Origin of the sequence: Arthrobacter sp. UYCu511, from assembly GCF_040547105.1 — a bacterium.
GTDB lineage: Bacteria > Actinomycetota > Actinomycetes > Actinomycetales > Micrococcaceae > Specibacter > Specibacter psychrochitiniphilus.
In genome coordinates this window covers 1-12,731 of record NZ_JBEPPB010000010.1, presented here as the reverse complement: position 1 = coordinate 12,731, position 12,731 = coordinate 1, and the positions used below count along the sequence as shown (strand labels likewise).

11 protein-coding genes are annotated in these 12,731 nt (G+C 62.7%); 1 reads left to right on the top strand and 10 read right to left on the bottom strand.

Annotation, left to right across the window (positions count from 1 at the left end):
• Nucleotides 1–10: 10 nt before the first annotated feature.
• The 9 genes from ABIB48_RS13425 to hemE all read right to left on the bottom strand — a co-directional run bounded on the left by ABIB48_RS13425 (nt 11) and on the right by hemE (nt 10,223).
• Nucleotides 11–961, bottom strand: coding sequence for a hypothetical protein (locus tag ABIB48_RS13425; RefSeq protein WP_354213305.1), 951 nt, complete (start codon nt 959–961; stop codon nt 11–13).
• 380 nt (nt 962–1,341) lie between these two features.
• On the bottom strand, nt 1,342–2,649 hold the full coding sequence (gene hemL, locus ABIB48_RS13420; protein ID WP_354213304.1) for a glutamate-1-semialdehyde 2,1-aminomutase: 1,308 nt from the start codon (nt 2,647–2,649) through the stop codon (nt 1,342–1,344).
• 38 nt (nt 2,650–2,687) lie between these two features.
• A complete protein-coding gene (gene hemB / locus ABIB48_RS13415) occupies nt 2,688–3,668 on the bottom strand; it encodes a porphobilinogen synthase (RefSeq protein WP_110107029.1) in 981 nt (326 codons plus the stop codon).
• Nucleotides 3,665–4,651: a uroporphyrinogen-III synthase gene (locus tag ABIB48_RS13410; protein WP_354213303.1), complete on the bottom strand. Its 987-nt coding sequence runs from the start codon at nt 4,649–4,651 to the stop codon at nt 3,665–3,667. The genes hemB and ABIB48_RS13410 overlap by 4 nt, the downstream gene beginning before the upstream one ends.
• On the bottom strand, nt 4,651–5,643 hold the full coding sequence (hemC, locus tag ABIB48_RS13405) for a hydroxymethylbilane synthase (RefSeq protein ID WP_354213302.1): 993 nt from the start codon (nt 5,641–5,643) through the stop codon (nt 4,651–4,653). Before hemC ends, ABIB48_RS13410 begins: the two co-directional genes overlap by 1 nt.
• 5 nt (nt 5,644–5,648) lie before the next feature.
• The gene (locus ABIB48_RS13400; protein ID WP_110107026.1) at nt 5,649–6,833 is read right to left on the bottom strand and encodes a ferrochelatase; all 1,185 of its coding nucleotides are present in this window, start codon (nt 6,831–6,833) and stop codon (nt 5,649–5,651) included.
• A complete protein-coding gene (hemQ, locus tag ABIB48_RS13395; protein WP_110107025.1) occupies nt 6,830–7,528 on the bottom strand; it encodes a hydrogen peroxide-dependent heme synthase in 699 nt (232 codons plus the stop codon). Before hemQ ends, ABIB48_RS13400 begins: the two co-directional genes overlap by 4 nt.
• A gap of 73 nt (nt 7,529–7,601) precedes the next feature.
• Nucleotides 7,602–9,137 (bottom strand): protoporphyrinogen oxidase, encoded by a 1,536-nt coding sequence (gene hemG, locus ABIB48_RS13390; RefSeq protein ID WP_354213301.1) that lies wholly within the window; start codon nt 9,135–9,137, stop codon nt 7,602–7,604.
• Between the two features lie 30 nt (nt 9,138–9,167).
• Entirely contained in the window at nt 9,168–10,223 is a 1,056-nt protein-coding gene (gene hemE, locus ABIB48_RS13385; protein WP_110107023.1) for a uroporphyrinogen decarboxylase, read from the bottom strand.
• Between the two features lie 164 nt (nt 10,224–10,387).
• Here hemE and ABIB48_RS13380 point away from each other — a divergent pair, with 164 nt between their 5' ends.
• The gene (locus tag ABIB48_RS13380; RefSeq protein WP_354213300.1) at nt 10,388–11,770 is read left to right on the top strand and encodes a glutamyl-tRNA reductase; all 1,383 of its coding nucleotides are present in this window, start codon (nt 10,388–10,390) and stop codon (nt 11,768–11,770) included.
• A gap of 14 nt (nt 11,771–11,784) precedes the next feature.
• Here the strand turns inward: ABIB48_RS13380 and ABIB48_RS13375 are convergent, their stop codons facing one another.
• Nucleotides 11,785–12,654, bottom strand: coding sequence for an oxidoreductase (locus ABIB48_RS13375; RefSeq protein ID WP_354213299.1), 870 nt, complete (start codon nt 12,652–12,654; stop codon nt 11,785–11,787).
• Nucleotides 12,655–12,731 lie beyond the last annotated feature (77 nt).

Below are 12,731 nucleotides of genomic sequence, written 5' to 3'. Positions count from 1 at the left end.
CGGCTGGAGACTATTGGACGATCCGGATCGGCGGCACCCCGATAGTCACGTTGACGGGGAGGGGTCCACTCCGGATCTTCGGTTTGTTGTGTGGTGCCTCAACAATAAGGATGGTCCCTGCAATGATGCCTATGAAGGATTCACCGGTGCGTTGCGTCTGCACGATCTGCGCCTCGACGGGTGCACGGGCAGCAGAGACAAGAAATGGCAGGCCTCGGGGGAATCCAAGGGACGGCAAGCTCTCACGATCGGCGTCACGTCTGGTTCCAGGATTGAGCATTTCCAGGGAAAGTATTTGATCTGGATTGTCCAGACTCACGTTGGGGTTCGGTGTTGTATATCTAATCTCTTGGTTGGAGCCCTGCTCCACTCCCCTCCGGCATGGTGATGTCCAGTTGGGAAAACACTCATATCCAGCCTCTGCAAGATCTGGACCCGCCGCCGTCATTGTGGTGGCATAGTCGCTGGCGTCATAGGGCCAGCTGTAATCCTGCACCGCAGAGGTGATGAGACGAAACTTGGGGACAAGGCCGCCTTCAGCAATGAGATAGCCGGCATTTTTGGTGCTGAAAGTTTTTGTTCTGGGTGGATGGGGGTCGTCAGGGAAAAACCCCGGACCCCTTTCGAGCCCTGCGATCACTACCTGGACCTTCGATGAGTCGCTGGGCCACACTGCCAGAAATGACTCATTCAGCACGTCACTGAGTCTGTCCCAGTCACTCTGGCTTCCGCTTCCTCTAGCTGAAATATCCGCATACTGGATGGCGCCGGCCCGGCTCGAGACCATGTTCACCACAGTCACCGAACTCTCGATCTCATCATCAACCGGGGCCACGGAGGCTCGGCACCAAATTTGGGCAGCCACATCATTGGCCCGTACTTGGGCACAAAAGAACCCCGCGTCTTCCAACGTCGAGACCACAAGTGCAACATCCCCACGGTCAGGCACGGGGACTGCCACCGAGCTCTCTCCCTTCAGATCATGGTCAAACGGGTGCGCTGGTACAAAAGGCTTGGAGCAGCCTGTGGCCACCAACATCACACCCACGGCCATACACAGGACGCGAACCGCCCGCATCACAGGATTGCTGCCACATCACCATCGGAGCGAACAGCTGACTCCGTCCGACTCATCGTGGTGCTAACGCCAGAGACGGAGATCCCCCATGTTGATGTCATCCTCCAAGACTGCCAAGCGCTGAGAAAAATTGCGTCCTACCCAGGGAGGATTCACGCTCTCAAGAGTGCAATGCGAACGGCCGGGGGCGCAGTGGTGACATAGTTTGCTAACCCCGCGGCCGCTCAGTAGCTGTTCCGAAGCTGCTCGTCAGTCGCGGCGGCTTAGGCAGAGGCGGCGGCTGCTGCCTTCGCTGCTGCTGGCAGCGCGTCAAAGATGCGGTTCATGGCGTTGTCGTCATGGGCGGCGGAGAGGAACCAGGCCTCAAACACACTCGGCGGCAGGTACACCCCGGAATCGAGCATGGAGTGGAAGAACGGGGCGTAGCGGAACACTTCCTGGCCCTGCGCATCTGCATAGTTGCGCACGCCGGAAACGGAGGTGCCAAACGCTACGGAGAACAAGTTCCCGGCCCGCTGGATGGAGTGGTCAACGCCCTCGTCGGACAAGGCAGAGGTCAACGCAGTTGAGAGTTCCAGCGAGCGTGCATCCACGGTGGCATACACGGCTGACGTTGCGGCGGTCAGTGTGGCAACACCGGCGGCCATAGCTACCGGGTTTCCGGACAGCGTGCCTGCCTGGTACACCGGTCCCAGTGGGGCCAGGTAGTCCATGACCTCCGCGCGGCCGCCCAAGGCCGCCGTGGGAAGTCCGCCGCCAATGACCTTGCCAAAGGTGAACAGGTCAGGTGTCCACCCCTCTGAAGCGCCGGTCAGGCCCCAGTATCCGGAGGCGCCAACACGGAATCCTGTCAGCACCTCATCCAGAATGAGCAGCGCGCCGTGGGCGGCGGTGATGCGGGAGAGCCCCGCGTTGAAGCCCTCCCCCGGCGTGACAACACCCATGTTGGCGGGCGCGGCCTCGGTGATGACGGCGGCAATCCGGTCCCCGTACTCAGTGAACGCGGCCTCGACGGCAGCAAGATCGTTGTACGGCAACACGAGCGTTTCGGCTGCAGTTGCGGCCGTGACACCGGCTGATCCGGGCAGTGCCAGGGTGGCCAGGCCGGAGCCAGCAGCGGCCAGCAGGGAATCGAGGTGACCGTGGTAGCAGCCGGCAAACTTGATGATGAGATCGCGGCCCGTGAAACCGCGGGCTAGGCGCACGGCCGTCATGGTGGCCTCGGTGCCGGTGGAGACCATACGCAGGCGTTCCACGCCGGACACCCGGCCCTGCACAAGAGCGGCCAGTTCACTTTCGGCCGGGGTGGAGGCGCCAAAGCTCAGGCCGTGGTCAACGGCTGTGTGGACGGCGGCCAGAACAGCAGGGTGGGCGTGGCCCAGGAGCGCCGGACCCCAGGAGCAGACCAGGTCCACGTAGTCGCGGCCGTCAGCATCGGTGAGGTAGGCACCCTTGGCGTTGACCATGAAGCGCGGTGTTCCGCCCACGGAGCCGAAGGCACGCACGGGTGAGTTCACCCCGCCGGGCATGAGGGTCTTGGCGCGGTCAAAAAGTTCTTGTGAGCTGGTCATGAAAAATCCTTGGCGTAGTTATTAGGAGAGGGGGTGAATTAGTTCTCGCGCAGCCAGCCGGCCAATTCGGCCGCCCAGTACGTCAGGATCATGGTGGCTCCGGCACGTTTAATGCTCAGCACGGATTCCTCAATGGCGGCGCGGCGGTTGATCCAACCGTTGGCGGCTGCGGCCTCGATCATGGCGTACTCCCCCGAGATTTGGTATGCGGCAACGGGGACGGGGCTCATGGCGGCAACGTCGGCCAGGATGTCCAGGTAGCTCATGGCCGGTTTGACCATCACAATGTCGGCACCCTCAGCCAGATCCAGCTCCACCTCGTGAAGGGCTTCGCGACGGTTGCCGGGGTCCATTTGGTAGGTGCGGCGGTCGCCGTCGAGCTGGGAATCCACGGCTTCACGGAACGGGCCGTAGAACGCTGAGGCGTACTTGGCTGCGTAGGCCAGTACGGAAACATCGGCGTAACCGGCGGCGTCCAGGGCCTCCCGAATCACCGCGACCTGGCCGTCCATCATTCCGGAGGGCGCCACAACGTGCGCGCCGGCAGCAGCCTGCGCCACAGCCATCTTGGCGTAAATTTCTAGGGTGGCGTCATTATCCACCTGCCCGGAGGCATCGAGCACGCCACAGTGTCCGTGGTCAGTGAATTCATCCAGGCACAGATCACTCATGACCACGAGCTCATCGCCCACCACGGCACGGACATCGCGGATGGCTTTGTTCAGCACGCCAAAGGGGTCCAGCCCGGCACTTCCCGTGGCGTCGCGTTCCGCAGGAATCCCGAACAACATGATGCCGCCGAGCCCCAGGGCCAGTGCTTCACGCGCAGCCGCCACGAGCGAGGAAGTGCTGTGTTGCACCACGCCCGGCATGGAAGTGATGGGCTTGGGTTCGCTAAGATCCTCGCGGATGAAAACGGGCAGGATCAGATCCGATGGTGCCACGGCGTATTCGCGCACCAGCTTGCGCATGGCAGCGGTGGTGCGTAGACGGCGTGGGCGGTGCTGGGGGAAACTCATGATGACTCCATAGCTGTGTGGTTCTGAAAATTTGTGCGGGCCCGTGCCAATGCGGCCACGATCCCTTCCGGCGTGGGATGCTCCGCGGTTGCCGCGACGGGCATCCCCAACCGCTCCGACTCCGCCCGTGTGGGCTCCCCAATCGCAACGACCAGGCAGCCTTTGGGTAGCGGTGTCAGGGTTGTAGCTACCCGCCGGGCTGCGCTTCCCGAAGCAAGTACGACGGCGTTGATCGCCCCCGCCTGGATCTCCCCGGCGGCTTGGGCCGGGGAAAGCTGCTGGAATCTAGGTTCCCTCGCGAGCACTAAGGGTTCCCCGCTGAGCTTGCGAAGAGAGGGAAGGGAATCACGCCATCCTGGCTCCGGGGATCTAGATTCCAGCGTTGCGGTCAGTCTTAGTTCAGTGCACGCCGGGTAGTCAACGGTTTTGTATGCGGTGACGGCCTCAACATCCCAGCCCTTGGCCGCGAGCCCGTCGCGCAGGGTGGGTGCGGCCAGGTTCGATGACGGCAGCAGGACACGGTTGCAGCCGGAGCCCGCGTCATTCTCCAATGGGGGCCACAAGGCAACAAGCCCGGCGGCCGATTGCACGTCCGTGGGTGCTAGATCGGCCAAGATGCCTTCGGCGGCGAGGATGTCTACTGAGGTTGGGCCGATCGTGGCCACGGACGTGCCTGCCGGAATGAGCGCGGCCAGGGACGTCCCGGCCCCTTCACACCATTGCTTTAGTGCCCGCACGGTGGTGATGGAACTGATGACCACCCACTGGAACTCTCCCGCGGCCAGCCTGCGCATTGCAGCACCCAACGCGTTCTGCTCGGCGACCTCGAAGTCAATGAGCGGCACCAAAACCGGTTCTGCCCCTGCCGCAGCAAGTGCGGCCAGCAGCGCGCCAGCCCTGTCCACACTCCGGGTGACGGCAACGCGCAACCCGGCCAGCGGTTCGGCACCAACAGGCTGGACCAGCGGGGCGGACTCGGTCATTACGCTTTGGCGCCCAAATCCGCCAGATCGGCCGCACCGCCGGCGAGTAGTTCCTCGGCCAGTTCAATGCCAAGGAGCGTGGCCCCCACAACACTGAGCCCGTCCGTGGCCTTCTTCAGCCGCAAGGAACGCCTTCCATCCAGTGAAACAACCACTGTCTCCAGGTACAGCATGGAGCCTTTACGGTGTGCGAGGGCTCCCACCGGTGCAGCACATCCTGCTTCCAACCGGGCCAAAAGCGCCCGTTCTGCCGTGATTGCCAAACGCGTATCCGTGTCATCAATGGCGGCCAGTGACTGGCCCAGAACGGCGCTCAGATCCGTGTCAGAGGCGCGGCATTCCAGGGCGAGTGCACCCTGGCCGGGCGCAGGGAGCATCACATCGGCTTCCAAGAATTCCGTGACGGCTTCGAGCCGGCCAATGCGTCCCAGTCCGGCCGCGGCAAGCACCACGGCGTCAAGGTCAGCAACTTTTCCGGGAACCACTGCGGCCTCGGGGTTTCCCGGCAAACCAGGCACCCTGCCCAGCCGGGTTTCCACGTTGCCGCGGATGTCCACAATGAGAAGATCGGCCCGTGCGGCGAGCAATTGTGCTGCCCGGCGCGGGGATCCCGTACCTACTGTGGCCCCCAGCGGAAGTTCGCTCAGTTTCAGCCCGTCGCGGGCGCATAGCGCATCCCGTGCATCCGCGCGCGCCGGCACAGCTGCAAGAGCCAGGCCGGGCACGGCGGCCGTGGGCAGGTCCTTGAGTGAATGAACGGCCACGTCCACCCGTCCGTCAAGCACAGCGGAGCGCAGTTCTGCGGCGAATACGCCCGTGCCACCCATTTGGGACAGTGGTCCGGTCAGGACATCGCCGTCAGTCTTGATGGGGATAATCTCGGCGTCAAAGCCACCCACAACACTAAGCTGTTCGGTGATCTGCCCAGTCTGGCTCAGGGCCAGTTTGCTTCCGCGGGTTCCAATTTTCACGCTTTCCACTGTTTGTGCCATGGAGATTAAGAACCACCTTGTGCGGCGGCAGGAAGTCCCACTGTGCTGCCCACTTCGGCAATAGCTGGCTTCTCACCGCGGAAATTGGCGCAGCACCCTGGATTGCACACGTCATACCAGGGCCCCAGCTTGGTCATGGCCGGGCGGTCTGCAATGTTGTTCTGCACGGTCCGCTCACAGATCAAATCCACCAGTCCCTCGACAAACTTTTGGTGAGTGCTCGGGGTGGGTGCGCGGTCAAAGGCCAGGCCAAGTTCAGCGCAAGTCTCCTTCGCCTCGGTGTCCAGATCCCAGAGGACTTCCATGTGGTCGCTGATGAAACCCAGCGGAACCACCACAACGCCCTGTGTCCCTGCCGCGGCAATGTCAGCCAAGGCATCATTGATGTCAGGTTCCAGCCACGGCACGTGAGGTGCACCTGAACGGGACTGGTACACCAGCGAGAATTCCTGCGCGGGGTCAACCCTGGCCATGATGGCCTCGGCGTTGGCAAGGTGCTGGGCCACGTAAGCCGAGTCCTGTTCAAAGATCATTGTTTGCAGTTCCGAACGGCCAGAAGCCTGCGCATCCCTGGTGGGGATGGAGTGTGTGGCGAACATGACGTGGACGGACTGCGGGTCCTTGCCCGCTGCAGCCAAGGCGGCCTTCACGGTGGCCAGTGATGCGGCTGTGCCTTCAATGAAGGGCTCAACAAAGCCCGGGTGGTCAAAGTACTGGCGTACCTTATCCACTGCCAGTTTCCCGTCCAGGCCGGTCTCGGTCAGTGCCATGCCAATGTCCTCGCGGTACTGGCGGCAGCTGGAGTAGGAGGAGTAGACGCTGGTGGTGAGCATCAAGATCCGGCGGTGACCGGAATCGTACGCATCCTGCAGAACTGCGGGGATGTACGGGTCCCAATTGCGGTTGCCCCAGAGTACCGGCAGAGAAATGTTGCGCGCGGCCAGCTCAGCCTCAAGGGCGGCCTTCAGTGCGCGGTTCTGGGCGTTGATGGGACTGATGCCACCATTGGCACGGTAGTGGTGGCTCACCTCTTCGAGGCGCTCGTCAGGGATGCCGCGCCCGCGCGTGACGTTGCGCAGGAACGGGATCACATCGTCTTGGCCCTCAGGCCCACCGAAGGAGGCCAGCAAGACGGCGTCGTACTCGGCGGGAGCCATCACGGCATTCTCAGTTTTAGGTGCAACGCTCATCGCAGGACCTCGGCAATCTCGGCGGATTCAATCCGGCGTCCGGTGTAAAAAGGGACTTCTTCGCGCACGTGCAGGCGTGCATCGGAGTAACGCAAGCTGCGCATCATATCCACGAGATCGGTCAGCTCGTCAGCTTCCAGACCCAGCAGCCATTCCCAGTCACCCAAGGCGAAGGCGGAAACCGTGTTGGCCAGGACCTGAGGGAATTCCCGGCCCAGCATGCCGTGTTCACGCAGCATGCGGCTGCGCTCTTCGGCGGGCAGGATGTACCAATCGTAGGAGCGGACGAACGGGTACACGCAGACCCAGCCCTTCGGCTCATTCGGGCCCATGTAGCTCGGTGCGTGGGACTTGGCGAACTCGGCTTCACGGTGCACGCCCATGGCCGACCAGGCAATCTCAGTGGCCTGGAACAAAGCGGTCCGGCGAATGCTGCGCACGGCGCGCTGCAGCCCCTGTGCATCAGCCCCCACCAGCCAGATCATGATGTCGGCATCATTGCGCATGGCTGAGACGTCATAGGAGCCTCGCACGGTGATGCTCTCAGTGGCGAGGGATGCAATCAACGCATCAAATTGCGCCACCGCGTCCTCGCCGCCAGTGAAAGATCCGCTCCTCTTGAAGACTGTCCACAGCGTAAACGGCGTTTCAGCAGGAGTTTTAGTGACAGATTGTGTGTAAGTGTCTATCGTCATGGTTTCTAGTTTGCACCTAGTTCCCGTGAAACAAAAAACGGCGTTCTCTACATTGCGTAGAAAGTGTGCAAGATCACAGTCGGCGCGAGGCGTCTACCGCGGCCCGGATCTGGCGTCTGGTGCCACTGACAACCGCGGCCAAGCCGTTCCCGTGCATCCATCCACCCGTCAAAACTAATCCCGGAACCTCATTGGCCAGGGCATGGATCCGGGCCATCTTTGCCTGATGTCCCACGGCGGCAAACGGCAAGGCGCCCCGCCAACGGACCACGTCTGAGCCCAGCAGATCGGCCTCACTTATTTCAATACCGAGCAGGGTGGAGGCATCGGCGAGGGCCGTGGGCAGCAAATCTTCTTCCTTGGGCGTGCTTGGCGTGAGGCGAACAGCATCGGAAGCTTTGACACCTGCACGGCCATAGGAAAGCCGCAACACATGCGTTCCCGGGCCTGTGGAGTCAGCCAGCCAGTCCCACTTGGCCGTTGCATGGGTCAGCGCCTTGGCCTTGATACCCTCAACCTCGGGGGCCACCAGCACGCCGGTACCGCGCGGCTCCGAGTCGAGCTCAGGCACGTCCACCACAAGGGTGACCAGGCGGATGTCTGGGCCGGTGGCTGGCATAAAGTCCAAGATGTGCGGCAGTTCCACGCCCAGCATCTTCACGGCGGTGGGCCCGTCCGTGGCGAGGACTAGCAGCCCCGCCGATTCGAACCCACTGTCGGTGCCATGCTGCCAGTCAACAATCCAGGGCGGGGGTGCACCGCCGTCGTATTTCCGCTGGGGGGGCGTCTGCTCCGGATCGGTGTCACCACGGTAGACGGCGTTGATCCGATGCCCGGCATGCATGGACACGCCGGAGCTGCGCAAATCCGCCACAAGCGCGGTGACGAGGGAGTGCATGCCGCCCACCAACCCGCCCACGGCGGAGCCGGGCTTGCTTCCAACAGCGCGCTGGGCCGCCACGGCCGCCGCGAGGGAGCCGTGCTCGCGAATGCCCGCGCGCAGCCCCGGCGCCACCACATCAATGTCAAGCACTTCCGGATCGGCGGAGTGAACCCCTGCCACCACGGGAGCCACAAGGCGTTCCAGCACGCGCTTACCCATGCGCGCCCGCACCAGCTCGGCCACACTGGAGACCGCTTCCGTGGTGCCGATGCTGACGGGCATTTTGGCGTCCAAGGCAGCACGTAAAACACCGGAGGCGCCCAGGGCAGCACGCACCTCCGGGGCGCTCAAATCCGAGGGGATACCCAGAATGCCCGTACGAGGCAGGGGCACCGGGCCCTCCGCCAGCCACACCCAAGCACCGGCGGGATTGGGGGTGGTCAGTTGCGCTGCCAGCCCCAATTCGGTGGCTAGATCAGCAACAGCGGTGTTGCGGGTGGCGAAGGATTCCGCCCCCGCATCCAGCACCACACCTGCCACCTCATGGGAGGCAACGCAGCCGCCCCATGTGGTGGCGGCCTCGTAAATGCTCACCTGGAAACCCGCAGCCTGGAGATCTTTCGCGGCCAACAAGCCGGAGATACCGCCACCTACCACCACAGCCCTATTGGGTGCCGGGTGGCTCTGGGGCCTATGCGCCTTGGCTGCGATTCTGCGGTTTTCCATGGATTCCCCTTTTTTGCTGGTACGTCAGTGCTAAATAGAGTGCACAAGTTCCACGAGACGGCTCAGAACAGCCGGATCCGTCTCAGGCGGCACGCCATGACCCAAGTTCACCACATGCGAGGGCGCATGGGCGCCAGCGGCAACAACTTCGCGCACGTGTGCCTCGAGGACCTCCCACGGGGCACTGAGCAACGCCGGGTCAATGTTGCCTTGCAGTGGCACCTTTCCGCCGAGTCTGCGGTTGGCCTCATCCAGTGGCAGCCGGTAGTCCACACCCATGACATCCACGCCCACATCATGCATGGCGCCGAGAAGTTCACTGGTTCCTGTGCCAAAGTGAATCAGCGGCACACCTAGGTCCCGGACATGATCCAGGGCCCGGGACGACGCCGGTGCCACGTGTTCGGTGTAATCGGCCAGTCCCAGCGACCCCGCCCAGGAATCGAAAAGCTGGCCTGCGCTGGCACCGGCCTCGATTTGCGCACGCAGGAATTTGCCTGAGGCGTCGGCAGCCCAATTCATAAGTTCGGCCCACAGGTGGGGCTCGGCGTGCATCATGGTGCGCGGGCCCAGATGATCCCGTGAAGGGCGGCCTTCCACCATGTAGGCGGCCACAGTGAACGGGGCGCCGGCGAAACCAATGAGCGGGGTGCTACCCAGCTCTGCCACCGTCAAAGCAACGGCTTCGCGAATGGGGTCCAGCGCCGCATCCGTGAGCTCGGGCAGTGCCGCAATGTCCGCCGCGGTGCGGATGGGCTTTTCCAGCACTGGGCCTACGCCGGGAACAATATCAACACCCACTCCGGCCAGTTTGAGCGGAATGACAATGTCGGAGAAAAAGATGGCGGCGTCCACGTCATGGCGCCGGACCGGCTGCAACGTAATTTCAGCTGCCATGGCTGGCTTGAGACAGGATTCCAGCATGGTGGTACCCACCCGCAACTCCCGGTACTCGGGCAGTGAGCGCCCGGCCTGGCGCATAAACCAAACGGGACGGCGGCTAGGTGTGCCACCCCGGTAAGCCGTGATCAAGGGGGAATTTGCGGTGCGGCCATCCATCAGGGGGTGGCTTGGGCTCAGTGTCATGGCACCACCCTACCGAGCCATTCTGGGCGTAGTTTGTGCACAAACTGTCACCGTAGAGGTTTCCGCCCCTCGACCCGCCGGTGGCAAGGCTCACATATTCTTAGTGACGCTTATGTGCATCTTGTGCATAAAAACTCAGCTTAGGGGTCTACCATTGTGAAATTGTGGTTCTCTTTTCATTAGTTGCTTCGCACACAGACATCGATTTGGAAACCGTTGCCCGCCTCAGCGCCGGGGCCGCGGCGGCCAGCGCTGAGCTCTGCGCAGCCAACAATGCCGTGGCCGGGCTCATCACTTTGGCCACCTGCAACCGGTATGAGCTTTACGTTCAGGCAAGCAGTTCCGACGCCGTAGACGCGGCCCGCAGAACAGCCATTGAAACTATTAGCCGCCATAGCGGCCTGTCAATAGTGCACGTCTCGGGGGCTTTGGCCACCTTGCAAGGTGATGCTGTGGTCCGGCACCTCTTTGCCGTGAGTACGGGTCTGGAATCCGCTGTAGTGGGCGAACGTGAGATTGCCGGTCAAGTGCGCCGCGCTCTGGGCACCGCCCAGGATCTGGGGCTCACCACGCCGCCGCTAGTCAGGCTTTTTCAAGCTGCTGCCAAAACTGCCAAGGACGTGGGCGCGCAGACGGCACTGGGGCGCCGAGGCATGTCAGTAGTTTCTGTTGCGTTAGATCTGGCCGCCGAACTACAAGACGCTCCCTCACCTTCGGCCGGCGTGTTGGCCAACGCTCCCTCAGCTTCAGGGTCCCTTGCCGGTTCCTCAGCGGTACTTTTTGGCACAGGCGCCTATGCCGGAGCCGCCATGGCCCAGTTGCTGGAGCGTGGCTGCACTGACATTTCCGTGTACTCCTCCTCCGGCCGGGCCGAGACATTCACCGCCTCACGCGGCGGCACGGCCCTTGACAGCCAGTCCCTACCCCACGCACTGATGCACGCTTCCCTCTTGGTAGGTTGCAGCGGATCCGGGGAGCAAATCAGCACGGCGGAGTTGGCACAGCTTCGCACCGCGGATTCCCCGCAGCTGACCGTCATAGACCTGGCCTTGAGTCACGATTTCACCCCGGATGTGGCTGATCTGCCGGGTGTGGACTTGCTCACTCTTGAAACAGTGCGCCAAGCGGCCCCGGCGGAACAGGAATCAACCCTGACCCAAGCCTCGGCGTTGGTGGCGGAGGCCACCACCAAGTTTGCGCAGGCCCAAAATTCGCGATCCCTGGACCACGCCATTGTTGCGCTGCGCCGGCATACCTTGGGCGTGCTCGATGACGAGCTGGCCAAGGTCCGCAAACAGCACGGCTGCACCGCAGCAACAGCCGAGGTTGAATTTGCCATGCGCCGCATGGTCAAGCAGCTCTTGCATGTGCCTACGGTCCGCGCCAAGGAATTGGCCGCAGCGGGGGATGCTGAAAGCTATTTGGCAGCATTGGATGCCCTCTACGGTTTGCGTCCGTCAGCGCAGGATATTGGTCAGGCCGTGGAAACAGCTGCCCCGGCACAAGAGTCCTTTCCGGTCCTCCCGCTGCGCGAAGAAACGGCCTAAGGTAGCCCCACCTCTTACCGGAATGCGTTGATGCCTGTCAGCTCCGCCGAGAGCTCCCACAGCCTCCGGGCCTGCTCCGGGTCAACCGCATAAGCGTCCACACCGGCAAAGCGTGCAAACTCTGACTGCGGATCGGTGGGGCTGGCCACGTCACAATCCTCGCAGTACACCCCGCCCTTGCCATCCAGCATTGGCGCCGTGGCTGCCCATACCGAGGTTGCGGCGCCCTGCTCAGGAGTTTTGAAGCCTGCACGGACCTTGCCAGCCTCATCCATCCACCCGGCCGCCACCATTTCTTCCTGGCGCAGGTGACGTTGGAGCCCCGTCATGATCCCTCCGGGATTGACGGCAAACGCCCGCACGCCATGGTCCGCCCCGAACGCGTCAAGCTGCACGGCAAAAAGGCTATTGGCTGTTTTGGACGCTCCGTAGGCCTCCCATTTCTCGTACCCCTGTGTAAATTGGGGATCTTCAAAGTGAATGCCGGAGCGTTTGTGCCCGGTGGAGGACAGCGCCACCACCCGCGCCCCACCATCGGATAGCAGCGGCCAGAGCCCATTGACAAGGGCAAAGTGACCCAGATGATTCGTGGCGAATTGCGCCTCCCACCCGGGCCCCACGCGTGTTTCCGGGCACGCCATGATAGCCGCGTTATTGATGAGGATGTCCAACCCGGCGCCCGATTTCAGGTATGTGTTGGTGAAGTTCTGGACACTGCTGAGGTCACCCAAATCCAGCTCGAACACCTCCACACCGCCAAGATCAGATGCGGCAAACACGCCGCGAGCGTGATCGGGGCGGCGGGCCGGAACACTCACGCTAACCCCTGCCCCGGCTAGGGCCCGGACGGTCTCCAGCCCCAGTCCCAGGGCTCCTGATATCACGATTTAATTGATGAGAGCCGGCGGCTTGGTTTTGATTGCGTATTTGAGGATCAGGCTGGTGCCGGGGTAGCGGGTTT